Annotated in this window: 19 protein-coding genes; 10 read left to right on the forward strand and 9 right to left on the reverse strand. The window is 67.5% G+C overall.

Going from position 1 to position 16320, the window contains the following annotated elements; all coding sequences use genetic code 11:
- The 9 genes from QUV18_RS02035 to cobU form a co-directional block, all read right to left on the reverse strand.
- Entirely contained in the window at positions 1-627 is a 627-nt protein-coding gene (locus QUV18_RS02035) for a LysE family translocator (RefSeq protein WP_300891619.1), read from the reverse strand.
- Positions 624-3068: an FAD-dependent oxidoreductase gene (locus tag QUV18_RS02040; RefSeq protein ID WP_300891621.1), complete on the reverse strand. Its 2445-nt coding sequence runs from the start codon at positions 3066-3068 to the stop codon at positions 624-626. Before QUV18_RS02040 ends, QUV18_RS02035 begins: the two co-directional genes overlap by 4 nt.
- Before the next feature lies 1 nt (position 3069).
- Positions 3070-3456, reverse strand: coding sequence for a GFA family protein (locus tag QUV18_RS02045; protein ID WP_300891622.1), 387 nt, complete (start codon positions 3454-3456; stop codon positions 3070-3072).
- Positions 3453-3821, reverse strand: coding sequence for a GFA family protein (locus tag QUV18_RS02050; RefSeq protein ID WP_300891623.1), 369 nt, complete (start codon positions 3819-3821; stop codon positions 3453-3455). The genes QUV18_RS02045 and QUV18_RS02050 overlap by 4 nt, the downstream gene beginning before the upstream one ends.
- Entirely contained in the window at positions 3818-4207 is a 390-nt protein-coding gene (locus QUV18_RS02055) for a GFA family protein (protein ID WP_300891625.1), read from the reverse strand. The genes QUV18_RS02050 and QUV18_RS02055 overlap by 4 nt, the downstream gene beginning before the upstream one ends.
- Positions 4208-4215: 8 nt before the next feature.
- Positions 4216-4788, reverse strand: coding sequence for an XRE family transcriptional regulator (locus QUV18_RS02060; RefSeq protein WP_300891626.1), 573 nt, complete (start codon positions 4786-4788; stop codon positions 4216-4218).
- Positions 4789-4854: 66 nt separating this feature from the next.
- Positions 4855-5745, reverse strand: coding sequence for a glutathione S-transferase N-terminal domain-containing protein (locus tag QUV18_RS02065; RefSeq protein WP_300891627.1), 891 nt, complete (start codon positions 5743-5745; stop codon positions 4855-4857).
- A gap of 59 nt (positions 5746-5804) precedes the next feature.
- Positions 5805-6377, reverse strand: coding sequence for a histidine phosphatase family protein (locus QUV18_RS02070; protein ID WP_300891628.1), 573 nt, complete (start codon positions 6375-6377; stop codon positions 5805-5807).
- Positions 6374-6895 carry a bifunctional adenosylcobinamide kinase/adenosylcobinamide-phosphate guanylyltransferase gene (cobU, locus tag QUV18_RS02075; protein ID WP_300891629.1) on the reverse strand — a complete coding sequence of 174 codons (522 nt, stop codon included), beginning with the start codon at positions 6893-6895 and terminating at the stop codon, positions 6374-6376. The genes QUV18_RS02070 and cobU overlap by 4 nt, the downstream gene beginning before the upstream one ends.
- Positions 6896-7003: 108 nt before the next feature.
- On the opposite strand from cobU, the gene QUV18_RS02080 reads away from it, so the two are divergent.
- From QUV18_RS02080 to QUV18_RS02125, 10 genes are all read left to right on the forward strand, one after another.
- Positions 7004-7882: an RNA polymerase factor sigma-32 gene (locus QUV18_RS02080; protein ID WP_300891630.1), complete on the forward strand. Its 879-nt coding sequence runs from the start codon at positions 7004-7006 to the stop codon at positions 7880-7882.
- Positions 7879-8643 carry a ChaN family lipoprotein gene (locus tag QUV18_RS02085; protein WP_300891631.1) on the forward strand — a complete coding sequence of 255 codons (765 nt, stop codon included), beginning with the start codon at positions 7879-7881 and terminating at the stop codon, positions 8641-8643. The genes QUV18_RS02080 and QUV18_RS02085 overlap by 4 nt, the downstream gene beginning before the upstream one ends.
- A 64-nt stretch (positions 8644-8707) precedes the next feature.
- On the forward strand, positions 8708-9901 hold the full coding sequence (coaBC, locus tag QUV18_RS02090) for a bifunctional phosphopantothenoylcysteine decarboxylase/phosphopantothenate--cysteine ligase CoaBC (RefSeq protein WP_300891632.1): 1194 nt from the start codon (positions 8708-8710) through the stop codon (positions 9899-9901).
- Between the two features lie 51 nt (positions 9902-9952).
- Positions 9953-10408: a dUTP diphosphatase gene (dut, locus tag QUV18_RS02095; RefSeq protein WP_300891633.1), complete on the forward strand. Its 456-nt coding sequence runs from the start codon at positions 9953-9955 to the stop codon at positions 10406-10408.
- The gene (locus tag QUV18_RS02100) at positions 10408-11454 is read left to right on the forward strand and encodes a HesA/MoeB/ThiF family protein (protein ID WP_300891635.1); all 1047 of its coding nucleotides are present in this window, start codon (positions 10408-10410) and stop codon (positions 11452-11454) included. The genes dut and QUV18_RS02100 overlap by 1 nt, the downstream gene beginning before the upstream one ends.
- Positions 11455-11531: 77 nt before the next feature.
- Positions 11532-13544: a M3 family metallopeptidase gene (locus QUV18_RS02105; RefSeq protein WP_300891637.1), complete on the forward strand. Its 2013-nt coding sequence runs from the start codon at positions 11532-11534 to the stop codon at positions 13542-13544.
- Positions 13541-14023, forward strand: coding sequence for an RNA pyrophosphohydrolase (locus QUV18_RS02110; protein ID WP_300891639.1), 483 nt, complete (start codon positions 13541-13543; stop codon positions 14021-14023). Before QUV18_RS02105 ends, QUV18_RS02110 begins: the two co-directional genes overlap by 4 nt.
- A complete protein-coding gene (locus tag QUV18_RS02115) occupies positions 14020-14514 on the forward strand; it encodes a hypothetical protein (RefSeq protein WP_300891641.1) in 495 nt (164 codons plus the stop codon). Before QUV18_RS02110 ends, QUV18_RS02115 begins: the two co-directional genes overlap by 4 nt.
- A gap of 73 nt (positions 14515-14587) precedes the next feature.
- Complete coding sequence (gene argB, locus QUV18_RS02120) at positions 14588-15451, forward strand: acetylglutamate kinase (protein WP_300891643.1); 864 nt, start codon at positions 14588-14590, stop codon at positions 15449-15451.
- 60 nt (positions 15452-15511) lie between these two features.
- Positions 15512-16306: a sterol desaturase family protein gene (locus QUV18_RS02125; RefSeq protein ID WP_300891645.1), complete on the forward strand. Its 795-nt coding sequence runs from the start codon at positions 15512-15514 to the stop codon at positions 16304-16306.
- Positions 16307-16320 lie beyond the last annotated feature (14 nt).

Genomic DNA, 16320 nt, shown 5'->3' on the forward strand with positions numbered 1-16320 from the left:
TTACCGTTCCGCCGCCCGGTCGAGGACTTTCAGGCCCAGCAGCACCGCCGCCCCCAACATTAGCGCGCCGGAAACACGGTTGAGCCAGACACCCGTCAGTTGCTTCACCCGGCCCAGCGTATGCGTTGCCGCCCAGCCCCAGAGCAGCAGGATCAATCCGTCGACCGCGAGGTACGTCACCCCGAGGATCAGGAGTTGCGGCAAGACCGGCAGCGCCGGGTCGATGAACTGCGGGAAGAGCGCGCCGAAGAAGACCACCGCGTAGGGATTGGCCGAGGAGGTCACGAAACCCTGCCGGAACAGCCGCCCCTGCCGGGCTTCCGCCGGTGCATCCCCGCCGGGTTTCGACAGCATCAGCTTCAGACCGATCCACACGAGGTAGGCCACGCCAAGCCATTTCACGACCCAGAGCGCATCGGCCGAGGCAGCGATCACGGCGGTCAGCCCGAACGCCGCCAGCGTCATCTGCAACGCGTTGGCCGACAGGTCGCCCGCCACCGTCGCCATGCTCCGCCGCATCCCGTGGCGCAGGCTGTTGGAAATGATCAGCAACTGGCTTGTATCCGGCGGTGTGGCGAAGAACGCCGCCAAGACCCCGAGATAGAGCAGGTAGGTCTCGATACTCATGCCCGCAGCCTTTCGTTTTCAGGATCCCACATCGGGCCGTCCGGTTGCACCTCGGCCCGCCGGCGCTCGCCGTAGATCTCGACCTCCACCTCCGTGCCCGCCTCCGCCAGATCCGGCCGGACCATCGCCAGCGCCACGCTCGCGCCCACCCGGTAGCCCCAGGCGCCCGACGTGGTTTCCCCCACGATCTCACCGTCATGCCAGACGGTCGACATGTAGGGCGCATCCGCCTCCCCCGCGTCGACCTTCAGCGTCACGAAGGCCTTCTTCCGCCCCTGCTGCTTTTCCGCCAGAAGCGCCGCCTTGCCGGTGAAATCCTGCGCCTTGTAGAACTTCACGAACCTCTCCAGCCCGGCCTCGAGCATCGAGTAATCCGTCGACAAATCGCCCTTCCACGCGCGGTACCCTTTCTCGACCCGCAGGCTGTTCAGCGCGTACATCCCGAAGGGCGTCACCCCCTTCTCGATCAGCGCGTCATAGATCGCCGGGATGGCATCGAACTCGCCATGAATCTCCCAGCCCAGCTCGCCGGTAAAGCTCACCCGGATCAGGAACGCCTTCTGCCCGGCCACGGTGCAATGCTGGTGGCTCAGCCACGGCAGCGACAGGTCGCCATCGGTCAGCCCCTCCAGCACCTCGCGGCTCTTCGGCCCGGCCAGCAGCAGCGCGTCGCGCTCGGTCGTGGTCTCACGCACGCTCAGCCCCTCGGCCAGCGCGTTGCGCACCAGCTCGCCGTCATGCCACTGCGCTGTGGCGGCGGTGATCAGAACGAAGCTGTCCTCGGCCAGCCGGACACAGGAGAACTCGGTCACGATCCGTCCGCGCGTATCGGTCACGTAGACGAGGTTCATCCGCCCCACCCTGGGCAGCCCGCCGGTCACGAACCCGCGCAGCCAGTCATCGGCCCCCTCTCCCGACACCCAAAGCCGGGTGAACCCCGGCAGGTCGAGCACGCCGCAGCCATCACGCACCGCCTCGCACTCTTCCTTGATCCGCTGCTCCCACGGGCCCGCGCGGTTCCACGTCTGGGTGGCCTCTTCCGAGGTGTCGTCGCCCGGCTTGGCGAACCAGTTGGCCCGCTCCCAGCCGTTGTAGGCGCCCATCACGCCACCCAGAGCCTTCACCCGGTCATGCACCGGCGACAGCTTCCGGTCGCGCCCGGCAGGCCATTCGTGCCAGGGGAAATGCATGGCGTATTCGTGGCCATACACCTCCATCCCCTTGGCAATGCAGTAATCGCGGTCGGTGTAATCGGTGTAGCGCCGCGGGTCGACGGCCCACATGTCCCACTCGGTGGCCCCGTCCGTGATCCACTCGGCCAGCACCTTGCCCGCGCCACCCGCCTGCGCGATGCCGAAGGTAAAGACACAAGCCTCGAACGCGTTCGGCACCCCCGGCATCGGCCCCAGAAGCGGCAGGCCGTCGGGCGCATAGGGGATCGGGCCATTGATCACCTTGTTGACGCCCCCGGTGCCCAGCAGCGGCACCCGCGCCATGGCATCCTCGACATACCATTCCAGCCGCTCTAGATCGTCGGGGTAAAGCTGGAAGCTGAAATCCTCGGGCATCGGGTCGTCCGGCTGCACCCAATGCGCCTTGCAGTTCCGCTCGTAGGGCCCGAGGTTCAGGCCGAACTTCTCCTGCCGCAGGTAGTAGGAGCTGTCGACGTCCCGCAACAGCGGCAGCTTGTGCCCGGCCTCCTTGCTCCACGCCTCCAGCTCGGGGATCTCGTCGGTCAGCATGTACTGGTGGCTCATCACCATCATCGGCACGGTCCGCCCGCCATAGGGCCTGAACCACTCGCCCACGCGCTGCGCGTAATACCCGGCGGCGTTCACCACGTAGTCGCAGCGGATATCGCCCTTTTCCGTCTGCACGACCCACTCGTCACCCTCGCGGCTGACACCGGTGGCCGGGGTAAAGCGCAGCACACGCGCGCCCATGTCCCGCGCCCCCTTGGCCAGCGCCTGCGTCAGTTGCGCCGGGTCGATATCGCCATCGTTCGGATCATAGAGCGCGCCCTGCAGATCATGCGTCTCGATGAACGGATACCGGTCCTTGATCTCGTCCAGCCCGAGAATATCGAGGTCCATTCCCTGGTACCGCCCCATGCCCCTGGCGCGCTCGAATTCCTGCATCCGCTCCTTCGAATGCGCCAGCCGGATCGAGCCGGTCTGGTGATAGTTCATCGGATAATCGACCTCGGCCCCCAGCCGCGCGTAAAGCTCGGTCGAATAACGCTGCATGTTCATGATCGACCAACTGGTCGAGAAGGTCGGCACGTTGCCCGCCGCGTGCCACGTGCTGCCCGCCGTCAGCTCGTTCTTTTCGAGCAACACGCAATCCGACCAACCGGCCTTCGCCAGGTGATAGAGTACCGAGGCCCCCACCGCCCCGCCCCCGATGATGACCACCCGTGCCGTGTTCGGAAAATCCGCCATTCTAAGCTTCCCATCCCTGCTGTTGCGGCAACCCGTCCGCGATGTCAAAGAAGTCGCCCTTGTCGGCGACGAAGATATGCCCGGCCAGCCGCGCCCCGGTCGGCGCATCCATCACACCGGCCTCGAGGCTCAGGCCGCCATCCGCGTATTCGAACCACAGCTTGGTGCCGCACTTGCCGCAGAACACCCGCGTGCTCCCGCCCGGATGCGTGAACCGCGTCAAATGCCCCTGCCGGAGCCAGCGCATGTCTTTGGCGTCGTAGTCGATGCTGGCCGCATGAAAGCCCGAATAGCGCCTGCACTGCCCGCAATGGCAGGCGGTCGCCGGGCCGGGCCCGGCATCCAGCTCGAAGGCGTTCGCGCCGCAAAGACAGGCCCCGGTGATCATTTCTGCGGCAGCCCGTCCTTGATATCGTAATAGTCGCCCTTGTCGGCGGTGAAGATATGCCGCTCCAGCGTTATGCCCGTCGGCTCGTCCAGCGCGCCCAGGGCAAAGCTGATCGTGTCCTCGTCATGCGCCTTCCAGAACAGGAACGACCCGCATCGCGGACAGAACCCGCGCTTGGCGATGCCGCTGGCTTCGTACCAGTGCACCGGCCCGTCGATCGTGACCTCGGCCTCCGGCGCCTGCGCCGAGGCCCACAGGTGACCCGACTGCTTCCGGCACTGGCCGCAATGGCAGACAGAGGCGCCTGTTGGCGTCGCGCTGACCGTGAAGGTGATATCGCCGCAAAGGCAGCGTCCCGTCGTCATGTCTTCAATCCTTCGTGCAAGGGGAGGCCGTCGTCGATGTCGTAATAGTCCCCCATGAAATCCACCCAGAAATGGCCCGACAGCTTCAACCCGCCGGTCTCGTCAAGCGATCCCATTGCGACCATCACGTCCGGGCCCTCGTCGCCGCGCCAGAACAGCGTCGACCCGCATCGCCCGCAGAAGCCCCGCTCGGCGATCCCGGTGTGACGGTACCAGCGCAGCCCCTCGTCACGCTCGAAGCGCACCGCCGCCTTTGGCGCGGGGACGGCAGAGAAGAAATGCCCCGACACCTGGCGGCACTGTTTGCAATGACAGGCGATCGGGTCACGCAGGTCGGCCTCCACCCGAAACCGCACCGCCCCGCAGAGACACCCGCCGTTAACCATTGCCGCCCCTAATACACCGGCGGCGCGATCACCCAGATCGCAACCACCGGTTCATCGTATGGATTGGCCCAGGAATACGCCTCGCCGCGAAAGCGGAAACTGTCGCCGGGGCCAACGGTAAACTCCCGCCCGCCCAGCGTCAGGTCGAGCCTGCCGGAAACGATATAGCCCACCTCCTGCGTCGGGCGCTTGGCCGGGGTCTGCATGCGCGAGCGGGGACGGAACGTGGAATGGATGACCTCGAAATCGTCGGTCAGGTCGGGCGACAGCAACTCCTCGATCAGCCCTTCCTCGCCCGAGCCCATGGGCCGCCGCGCACCGGCCCGCACGACATAGCCCTGCTCGTCCGCCGGGGCGCTGGCATGGCCGAACAGAAGCGACATCGGCACCCCCAGCGCCTCGGCGATCTGGCGCAGGTCGGAAATGGACGGCTCCGAAAGGTCGCGCTCGACCTGGCTCAGCCAGCCGACCGAACGCCCCAACGTCTCGGCCAGGTCCGACAGCGTCCGCCCGCGCGCCTTGCGCAGGGCGCGCAGGTCGGCCCCGAGAGTGCGCAGGCGGCTGGGGTCGCTGTGATCCAAGGAAACACCCTTCGTGAAATATTTGTTAATAATTTCACGCTGCGGTGATTCCGTGAAAATTTCAACTCATTTTTCACGCTGCGGTGCAGCATCCCTGAGCGCCACGAAGTCCGGCCAGGCGTCCGGATCGTTCACCGTCTTGTCGCGGCAGGTGGCGTTGCAGAACCCGAAGACGCGGCCGTCGGTCTCCAGCAGGTGCGTCACCGGCTTGCCGGAATAGGGGCAAGCCTCGTTCTCCGGCTGCCACGCCTCGACCACCCGCGCCGGGCGTGGCGGCGGGCCGGGCCATGCCCCCTTCGGCAGGTCCATCTCGTAGGGCACCGGGTCATAGCTCTTGGTCAGCCCCAGCGCCCGCCACCGCCGGAACGCCCCCTCCTCCAGCGTCAGCTCGACATACTCCTGCGCCACCCGCCGCACCGGCAGACCATAGCCCGCGATCCGCGCCGCCACTGGCGCATAGAACACGTCCGCCAGCGAATACGCCCCGAACAGCCACGGCCCGCTCTTCCCGTGCAGGGTTCGGGCCCGTGACCAAAGCAGCTCGATCCGCGCCACGTCGGCCCGCACCGCCTCGGACGGCACGAAACCCTCGACCCGGTGCAGCAACTGCATCGGGCAATCCCCGCGCAACGCGCCGAAGCCCGAATGCATCTCCGCCACCATCCAGCGCGCCAGCGCCCGCGCCGCCGCGTCGGCCGGCCACAGCCCCGCCTCGGGGTGCCGCTCGGCCAGCGTTTCGGCCATGGCCAGCGTATCGCCCACCACCACGCCCTCCGCATCCCGCATCACCGGCACAAGCCGCGCGGGTGCCAGTTCGGACAGGTCGTCCTGCATCGTCCCGTCGTAAAGCCCCACCAGCTGCGTCCGCACCGGAAGGCCGAATTTCTCGAACATCAGCCAACCCCGCAGGGACCAGCTGGAAAAGGCGCGATCGCCGATGAAAAGGTCATATGTCATGGCGCCCACGCTATCCCGCGCCGGACCCGTCAAGAAACGCTATTTCGTGAGGCAGCGCATCACGGACAGTGATTGATCCTCACCGCCTCCCACCCGTCGCCCTGCCAGTGCAACTCGGTGACGGACAGGTTGTCGATCTTGTGCGCGAAGGTGTCATACCCCGACAGGCCAAGCGCCCGCTGCACCTGCGTCAGGATCGTCCCCATATGCGCCACCACGATCACGTCGCGCCCGGGATGGGCCTCCAGCACCCGGCCGATGGCCCGCTCGACCCGGGCCGACACCTGGTTCCAGCTTTCCCCGCCCGGCGGGCAGATATCCCCCGGCGTCTCCCAGAAGGCGCGCAGAAGGGGCTGATCCTCGACGCCGTCGAAGCCCTGCAACTCCCAGTCGCCGAAATGGATTTCCCGAAGCTCCGGATCGGGGTCGAGCCGAACGCGGTCTCCCGCGATCGCGTCCGCCGTCTGCACCGCCCGCAACAGGTCCGACGAGACAATCACCGCCTCCGCCGGCAAATGCCGCGACAGCCGGCGCACCCGCTCGGTATCGCTCAGGTCGGCGGGCAGGTCGGACCATCCCACCATGGCTTTCGCATGGGTCGGCCCGTGGCGCACCCAGTGCAGGCGGCTCACGGCAACTCGCCCTTAAGCACCTGCGGCAGGCCCGCCACCACGTTCACCACCAGCCCGGCCTTCGCCGCCAGCTTCTGGTTCAGCCGCCCCTGCTCCTCTCGGAACCGTCGGGCCAGCGCGTTCTCGGGCACCACCGACAGGCCCACCTCGTTCGACACGATCACCACCGGCGCGGCACAAAGCGACAGCCCGGCCATCAAACCCGCCTCGGCCTCTTCCAGGTCATTCTCCGCCAACAGGTGATTGCTCAGCCACATGGTGGCGCAATCCAGCAGGATCGCGGTATCCCCGCTCAGCCCGGCAAGCGTCCGGCCCACCTCCAGCGGTTCCTCGATCGTGCGCCAGCCGGAGCCCCGCAACCGCTGGTGCCGCTCGATCTTCGCGCGCATTTCATCGTCATGGGCGCGGGCCGTCGCGAAATAAATCAAACTCCGCCCCGTACCCCGCACAAGCCCCTCTGCGAAAAGGGATTTCCCCGAGGCGGCGCCCCCCAGAACAAGGCTCAATCCCGGAAGCATATTTTCCCTGCCCCTTTTTATTGATCCGACGCGATCTTATGTGCGTATCACCGGGTGAATGTCGACAAAAGAGCAGATCACCGAGGTCTGCCCTACAGGGGGAATATTATGCCGCTTGACGCAGACCAACCCACAGACATGTCACGGGCCGCGATGAAAGCAGAGTTGCTTGACGCGGAAACCGAGCTGAGCCTTGCCTATGCGTGGCGCGACCAGCGCGACGAGGCCGCGCTGCACCGTCTGATCACCGCCTACATGCGCCTCGCGATTTCGATGGCTGCCAAGTACCGCCGTTACGGCGCCTCGATGAACGACCTGATCCAGGAAGCCGGGCTGGGCCTGATGAAGGCGGCCGACAAGTTCGACCCCGATCGCGGCGTGCGGTTCTCCACCTATGCCGTATGGTGGATCAAGGCTTCCATCCAGGATTACGTCATGCGCAACTGGTCGATGGTGCGCACCGGCTCGACCAGCAGCCAGAAATCCCTGTTCTTCAACATGCGTCGGGTCCAGGCCCGGATCGAGCGCGAGGCTCTGGCCCGCGGCGAAGAGCTTGACGGCCACCAGCTGCGCGAGATGATCGCGCACGAGGTCGGCGTGCCGCTGCGTGATGTCGAGATGATGGAAGGCCGCCTGTCGGGCACCGATTTCTCGCTCAACGCCACCCAGTCGACCGAAGAGGAAGGCCGCGAGTGGATCGACACGATCGAGGATGACGGCGCCCGCGGCGACGAGCTGGTCGAGAAGGATCACGACAACGTCGCCCTGCGCCTGTGGCTCGGCGACGCGATGTCACGGCTCAATGATCGGGAACGCTTCATCGTCCGCGAGCGCAAGCTGCGCGACGACCCCCGCACCCTGGAAAGCCTCGGCACCGAGCTGAGCCTAAGCAAGGAGCGCGTCCGCCAGCTCGAGGCGGCGGCGTTCCAGAAAATGCGCAAGCACCTTGAACGTCATGGCTCGGAGGTGCAGAACCTTCTCGTATGAGAAGCCTTGCATTCGCGATATTTTCGACGCTGTCCTGTGCCGCATCGGCGCAGGACATTTCCGTTCTGGGCGAGGTGCACGACAACCCGGCCCACCACGCGGCCCAGGCCGAGCGGGTGGCCGCCATCGCCCCCGCCGCCCTTGTCTTCGAGATGCTGACGCCGGAACAGGCGGCGCGCGTCACGCCCGACCTTCGCGATGACCCGGAAGCGCTGGCCAGGGCGCTCGACTGGGACAACAGCGGCTGGCCCGATTTCGCGATGTACTACCCCATCTTCGCCGCCGCCCCCGCGGCCCGCGTCTACGGCGCCGGTGTCGGGCGGGACGAGGCGCGCGCCGCGATGGAGGGCGGCTTCGACGGCCCGATGGGCGGCGAGGCCGCGCGCTTCGGCCTCGACCAGCCCCTGCCCGAGCATCAGCAGGAGGCCCGTGAAGCCCTGCAGATGGAAGCCCATTGCAACGCCATCCCCGAGGAGATGCTGCCCGGCATGGTCCGCATCCAGAGGCTGCGCGACGCCATGCTCGCCCGCACCGCCCTTCTGGCGCACGAGGAGTCCGGCGGCCCGGTCGTGGTGATCACCGGCAACGGCCATGCCCGCCGCGACTGGGGCATGCCCGCCCTTCTGGCCCTCGCCGCGCCGGAGCTCGACCTGCACGTGGTCGGCCAGACCGAGAACGAGATGCCGCTGGTCGGCGGCTTCGACGAGGTGCTCTCGGCCCCGCCGGCCCAGCGCGACGACCCCTGCGCCGCCTTCCGATAGGGCGCTCTTGTATCGCCATGGGGCAGACCCTACTGTCGGGCTGACAGGAACACCGGGGGTTCGGATGCTTGCTGGAAAACGCATTCTGCTGATCATCGGCGGCGGCATCGCCGCCTACAAGGCGCTCGACCTGACCCGCCGCCTGCGCGAACGCGGCGCATCGGTCACCCCGGTGCTGACCCGCGCGGCCGAGGAATTCGTCACGCCCCTGTCGGTCTCCGCGCTGGCGGGCCGAAAGGTCTTCCGCGACCTCTTCGACCTCACCGACGAGGCCGAGATGGGCCATATCGAACTCAGCCGCAGCGCCGACCTGATCGTCGTGGCGCCCGCCACCGCCGACCTGATGGCGAAGATGGCGACGGGGCAGGCCGACGACCTTGCCTCGACCCTGCTTCTGGCCACCGATACCCCCGTGCTGGTGGCTCCAGCCATGAACGTACGCATGTGGGAACATGCCGCGACCCAGCGCAACATCGCCACGCTGAAGGGTGACGGCATCGCCTTTGTCGGCCCCAACGACGGCGACATGGCCTGTGGCGAATACGGGCCCGGTCGGATGGCCGAACCACTGGAGATCGTGTCGGCCGCGCAGGCCCGCCTTGGCGCCGGGCCGCTGGCGGGCAAGCGGGTGCTCGTCACCTCCGGCCCCACGCACGAGCCGATCGACCCGGTGCGCTACATCGCCAACCGCTCCTCGGGCGCCCAGGGCACCGCCATCGCCCGCGCGCTGTCCGGCCTCGGCGCCGAGGTGGTGTTCGTAACCGGCCCCGCCGACATTCCACCCCCCGAAGGCGTCGAGGTGGTGCGCGTGGGCTCCGCCCGCGAGATGCTCGAGGCGACACAGGCCGCCCTGCCCGCCGATGCCGCCGTCTTCGCCGCCGCCGTGGCCGACTGGCGCGTCAAGAGCGCCTCGGACAGGAAGCTGAAGAAGACAAAGGGCGGCATGCCCGCGCTCGAGTTCGAGGAGAACCCCGACATCCTCGCCACCGTCTCGGGCATGGAAAGCGGCCGCCCCGCGCTCGTGGTGGGCTTCGCCGCCGAAACCGACGACGTGATCGACAACGCCACCGCCAAGCGCCAGCGCAAGGGCTGCGACTGGATCCTCGCCAACGACGTGAGCCCCGCCACCGGCATCATGGGCGGGCAGGAGAACGCCGTGACGCTGATCACCGCCGACGGCGCGGAGGAATGGCCGCGCATGACCAAGGCACAGGTCGCCGACCGGCTGGCACAAAAGATCGCCGATGCGCTGGCCTGACCGGCAGGACGCCTCCGGCGGGAGTATTTTCGGAAAGATGAAAGAGCGGGCATGGTGACAGTCAGGTTTGTCTGGGAAGAAGGCGCGGACCAGTCGCTTGGCCTGCCGTCCTATGAAAGCGCCGGCGCCGCGGGGGCCGACCTGCGCGCCAACTTCCCCGAACGCGGCGCCGTCGACCTTGCCCCGGGCACGCGCGTGCTGGTGCCCACCGGGCTCCGGCTGGCGATCCCCGAAGGCTACGAGGTGCAGGTCCGCCCGCGCTCGGGGCTGGCGCTCAAGCACGGGATCACCCTGCCCAACAGCCCCGGCACCATCGACAGCGATTATCGTGGCCCGCTCGGCGTGATCGTGATGAACGCGGGGCAGGAGCCGTTCCGCATCGAGCACGGCATGCGCATCGCCCAGATGGTGGTGGCGCCCGTGGTGACGGCGGCATTCGAACTGGCCGACAGCCTCGACGACACCTCCCGCGGGGCGGGCGGGTTCGGCTCCACCGGGGCCGGCTGATGCTGCTGGTGCTGGTCATCGCGGCGGCGCTCTGGGGATTGGGCGCGATGCTCGGCACGCCGCACCGGCTGCGCTGGGGCATGATCCTGATGCTGTGGCTCGGGGTCATCCTGCTGCACCTGGTCCTGCCCGATGGTCACCCGCTTCGGCTGGCGACCGGGGAAAGCCCGGCGCTGTGGCTGCTGCTGGCCGGCTTCGTGGCGCTGGTGCTGGTCTATCGCAAGGGGCTGCGCGCCCTGCGGCAGAAGGCGGAAGGCACAGCCGAGCCCGAGCGCAAGGGCCTCTTCTCCGAGGCCGAGCTCGACCGTTACGCCCGCCATATCGTCCTGCGGGAAATCGGCGGGCCGGGGCAGAAGCGGCTCAAGGAGGCGCGCGTGCTGGTGATCGGCGCGGGCGGCCTCGGCTCCCCGGCGCTGCTCTACCTCGCCGCCGGGGGCGTCGGCACCATCGGGGTGATTGACGATGACCTCGTCGAGAATTCCAACCTCCAGCGGCAGGTGATCCACCGCGACGCCGATATCGGCCGGCCCAAGGCCCATTCCGCCGCCGACGCGATGCGCGCGCAGAACCCCAACGTGGTGGTGCGCCCCTATCACCGCAAGCTGACCCAAGACATCGCCGCCGGGCTCTTTGCCGAGTATGACCTGATCCTCGACGGCACCGACAATTTCGAAACCCGCTACCTGTCGAACGCCACGGCGCACGCCACCGGCAAGCCGCTGATCTCCGGCGCCCTGTCGCAATGGGAGGGTCAACTGAGCGTGTTCGACACGGCCAAAGGCACCCCCTGCTACCAGTGCATCTTCCCCGAGGCGCCCGCCGCCGAACTGGCCCCCAGCTGTGCCGAGGCCGGGGTGCTGGGGCCGCTGCCCGGCGTGCTGGGCACGATGATGGCGGCCGAGGCGATCAAGGTCATCACCGGCGCCGGCACGCCGCTGCGGGGCGAAATGCTGATCCACGACGCGCTCTTCGGCGAGACCCGCAAGATCGGCCTCTCCCGCCGTGCCGACTGCCCGGTCTGCGGCACCCCGGCGAAAGGCGCCTGACGCCCTCACTTCTGCGCCACGTGCCATTGCCGAACCGGGTCGAACTGCCTAGCTTCCCCTCAAAGGAGAGATGTCCCATGACGAATCCGTTGCTGGACGACTGGTCCACCCCCCACGAAATCGCCCCCTTCGACCGGATCGAGGACGCGCATTTCGCCCCCGCCTTCGAAACCGCCCTGACCGAGGCCCGGGCCGAGATCGCGGCGATCGCCGACAACCCCGCACAGCCCGACTTCGCCAACACGATCGAGGCGCTGGAACGGGCGGGCAAACCGCTCAGCCGGGTGCTCTCGGTGTTCTTCAGCGTGGCCGGGGCCGATACCAATCCCAAGCGGCAGGAATTGCAGCGCGCCTTCAGCCCCAGGCTCGCCGCCTATTCCTCCGAGGTCTACGCCAACAAGCCGCTCTTCCAGCGCATCGAGACCCTCTGGGACAAACGCGACACGCTCGACCTCACACCCGAGCAGGACCGCCTGCTCTACCTCACCCGCCGCCGGTTCATCCGCGCCGGCGCCGCGCTCGAAGGGGCCGAGGAAGCCCGCATGCGGGATATCATGTCGCGGCTGGCCGAGCTGGGCACCGCCTTCACGCAGAACCTGCTGGCCGACGAGGCGGGCTGGCACATGGTGCTGGCCGAGGACGAGCTTGAGGGCCTGCCCGATTTCCTGGTCCGCGCCGCCCGCGAGGCGGGCCAGGAGAAGGGCGAAGACGGGCCGGTGATCACCCTGTCACGCTCGCTGATCGTGCCGTTCCTGCAATTCTCGCCCCGCCGCGACCTGCGGGAAAAGGCGTTCCGCGCCTGGGAAGCCCGTGGCGCCAACGGGGGCGAGACCGACAACCGCGCCATCGCCGCCGAAATCCTGCAGCTGCGCGAGGAACGCGCCCGCCTGCTGGGCTATGACAGCTTCGCCGCCTACAAGCTCGAAACCGAGATGGCCAAGACGCCGGAGGCGGTGAAAACCCTGCTGAACGACGTCTGGACCCCGGCCAAGGCACAGGCCGAGGCCGATGCCGCCGTGCTGACCGACATGATGCAGCGCGACGGCGTGAACGGCCCGCTCGAGCCGTGGGACTGGCGCTACTACGCCGAGAAGCGGCGCAAGGCCGAGCATGATCTCGACGAGGCCGCGCTGAAACCCTACCTCCAGCTCGACCGGATGATCGAGGCGGCCTTCGCCTGCGCCAACCGCCTGTTCGGGCTGGAATTCGCGCGGCTCGACGTGCCGCTCTATCACCCCGACTGCCGGGCATGGGAGGTCACCCGCAACGGCCGCCACGTGGCGGTGTTCATCGGCGATTACTTCGCCCGCGCCTCCAAGCGCTCGGGCGCGTGGTGCAGCGCCATGCGCGGCCAGGCGAAGTTCCCCGAGGAGCAGGGCACCGTCGTCATCAACGTCTGCAACTTCGCCAAGGGCAACCCCGCGCTGCTGAGCTACGACGACGCCCGCACGCTGTTTCACGAGTTCGGCCACGCCCTCCACCAGATGCTCTCGAACGTGACCTACGAATCGCTCTCGGGCACCAACGTCGCCCGCGATTTCGTCGAACTGCCCAGCCAGCTTTACGAGCACTGGCTGGAGGTGCCCCGCGTGCTCGAGGAATTCGCCACCCATGCCGACACGGGCGAGGCGATGCCGAAGGAGATGCTCGACAAGGTGCTCGAGGCCGCGAATTTCGACATGGGCTTCCAGACGGTGGAATACGTGGCCTCCGCCATGGTCGACCTGGCATTCCATGAGGGCACAGCCCCCGCCGACCCGATGGCGAAACAGGCCGAGGTGCTGGCGGAGCTGGGGATGCCCCACGCCATCACCATGCGCCACGCCACGCCGCATTTCGCCCATGTCTTCGCCGGCGACGGCTATTCCAGCGGCTATTACAGCTACATGTGGTCCGAGGTGATGGATGCAGACGCGTTCGAGGCGTTCCGCGAGGCGGGCGACGCCTTCGATACCGAGACCGCGAAATCGCTGGAGGAGAACATCCTCTCGACCGGCGGCTCGCGCGAGGCCGAGGCGCTCTACACCTCCTTCCGGGGCCGGATGCCCGGCGTCGAAGCGCTGCTCAAGGGCCGGGGGCTCGCGGCATGAGTGAGGACACGAAAGACGACCTGCCCTATCGCCCCTGCGTCGGCGTGATGCTCGCCAACACCGCCGGAGAGGTCTTCGTCGGCCAGCGGATCGACAACGAAGGCCCCGCCTGGCAGATGCCCCAGGGCGGTGTCGATGAAGACGAGGACCCCCAGCGCGCCGCCCTGCGCGAGCTGTGGGAGGAGACCGGCGTCATGCCCTCGCTCGTCAAGGTCGAGGCGGAGACGAAGGACTGGATCTCCTACGACCTCCCGCCCGAGATCGCCGGGCGCATCTGGGGCGGCAAGTTCCGCGGCCAGTCGCAGAAATGGTTCCTCCTGCGCTTCCAGGGCAGCGACAGCGATATCAACATCGCCACGCAACACCCGGAGTTTTCCGAGTGGCGCTGGCTTCCGCCGGAAGAGCTGGTCGACGCGATCGTGCCCTTCAAGCGCGAGGTCTATCAAAAGGTTCTGAAAGAATTCGGAGACCGGCTATGACACTCCATCGCACCCTTGCCCCCGCCGCCCTCGCGGCACTGCTTGCCGGCCCCGCGCTGGCGCTGAGTTGCATGGCCCCCGACGCCGCCCGCAGCTACCAGCAGGCCGACGCGGCCGAGGAGCGCTACATCGTGGTCCATGGCACGCTGACCTTCGATGACACCAGGCTCCCCAAGACTGACCTGCAGGACCAGGGCTCGATCCCGGAAAGCACCCCCCTGCCGGCACAGCTCACCGGCATGTCCCTGTCGGCCGACGGTTTCACCACGCCCTTCGACAAGCCCCTCACGCTCGACGTGCGGTGCTTCGGCCCGTGGTGCGCCGGCGGCACCTCGGGGATCGAGGTGCTGGGTTTCGTCGAACTGCGCGAGAGCGGCCCGGTCCTGACACTCGACCCCTGTTCCAGCATGACCATCCCGGACCCGAGCGAGCAGATGCTGAACCAGGTGATCGGCTGCATGAAGGGCGAGGGCTGCGAGCCGGTGCAGTAGCCACGCGCGCCGATAATCTCTTGATACCGGGCCCCGATGCGGGGATAACCCGGCCCCAGCAAGGGACCACGGGATGAAGACACGAGAGATGAACCGCGACTGGATCGCCACCGCCAGAACCCTCAGCGAGGCGTTGCCCTACCTTCAGCGCTATGACGGCGCCATCGTCGTCATCAAGCTGGGCGGCCATGCCATGGGCAGCGACGAGGCCATGGAAACCTTTGCCCGCGACGTGGTGCTGATGCGTCAGGTGGGGGTGAACCCGGTGATCGTCCACGGCGGCGGGCCGATGATCAACGAGATGCTCGAGAAGCTCCAGATCAAGTCGGATTTCGTCAACGGCAAGCGGGTGACCGACGAGGCCACCATGGAAGTGGTCGAGATGGTCCTCTCGGGCCGCGTCAACAAGCGCATCGTGCAGGCCATCAATCGGCAGGGCGGCAAGGCCGTGGGCCTGTCGGGCAAGGATGCCAACCTGATCACCTGCGATCCGGCCGACCCGGCGCTGGGGCTGGTGGGCGACCCCACCGAGGTCGACCCCTCGATCCTGCGCACGCTCTTCGGCGACGACACGATCCCGGTGATCGCGCCGCTGGGCGGCGGCCGCAACGGCGAGACCTACAACATCAACGGCGACACCGCCGCCGGGGCCATCGCCGCCGCGCTCAAGGCCGACCGCCTGCTGCTGCTGACGGATGTGGACGGGGTGAAGGATACCGAGGGCAACGTGCTCACCGAACTCACCGCCAGCCAGATCCACGACATGATCCGCGAAGGCGTGATCGGCGGCGGCATGATCCCCAAGACGGAAACCGCGCTGAACGCCATCGAGGGCGGCGTACGGGCAGTGGTGATCATCGACGGGCGCGCGCCCAACGCCGTGCTGCTGGAGCTTTTCACCGAACACGGCGCCGGCTCTCTCATCCGCAAGGGCTGATCACGCGAATGCCATCCGGGGATGCTTGCCAGCGCCCGGATTTGGCTTAGGCTCCGGCCCATGGAAAACGAAACCCTCATCCGGCTGTCGGTGTTTCTCGGACTCTTCCTGCTCTTCGCGGGGATCGAGACGCTGGCACCCCGGCGCCCCCGGCTTCAGCCGCGCGGCACGCGCTGGCTGACCAACTGGGGCATCGTGATCCTCGACACGCTCGCGCTACGGGCCCTGGCGCTCGCCCTGCCGCTTCTTGCGGTAGGCGCCGCGCTCGATGCCGAGGCCCAGGGCTGGGGGCTGATGAACGGCGTCGGCTGGCCCTACTGGGTCAAGGTCGCCCTGACCGTGCTGATCTTCGACTTCGCCATCTGGGCCCAGCACCTGATCACCCACAAGGTGCCGGTGCTCTGGCGGTTTCACCGGGTCCACCATGCCGACCGCGATATCGACGTCAGCACCGCCATCCGCTTTCACCCGGTCGAGATCGCCCTCTCGATGCTGCTGAAGATCGGCCTCGTCTACCTGCTCGGCCCGCCCGCGCTGGGGGTGATCCTGTTCGAGATCGTGCTGAACGGCACCGCCATGTTCAACCATGCCAACATGCGCCTGCCGCTGGGGCTCGACGCGCTCCTGCGCAAGCTGATGGTCACGCCCGACATGCACCGCGTCCACCACTCCATCCACCGGCGCGAGCATGACGCTAATTACGGCTTCGCCCTGTCGGTCTGGGACAGGCTGTTCGGCACCTACATTGCACAGCCCGACAAGGGGCATGACGGGATGACCGTGGGGCTGGAATGGCAGGATGACCGGCCCTCGAAGCTGGGCTGGTCGCTCGGCCTGCCGTTTCAACGCAAATGAAGCTGGCCGAGATA

It is taken from the genome of Roseovarius sp. (assembly GCF_030373445.1).
GTDB lineage: Bacteria > Pseudomonadota > Alphaproteobacteria > Rhodobacterales > Rhodobacteraceae > Roseovarius.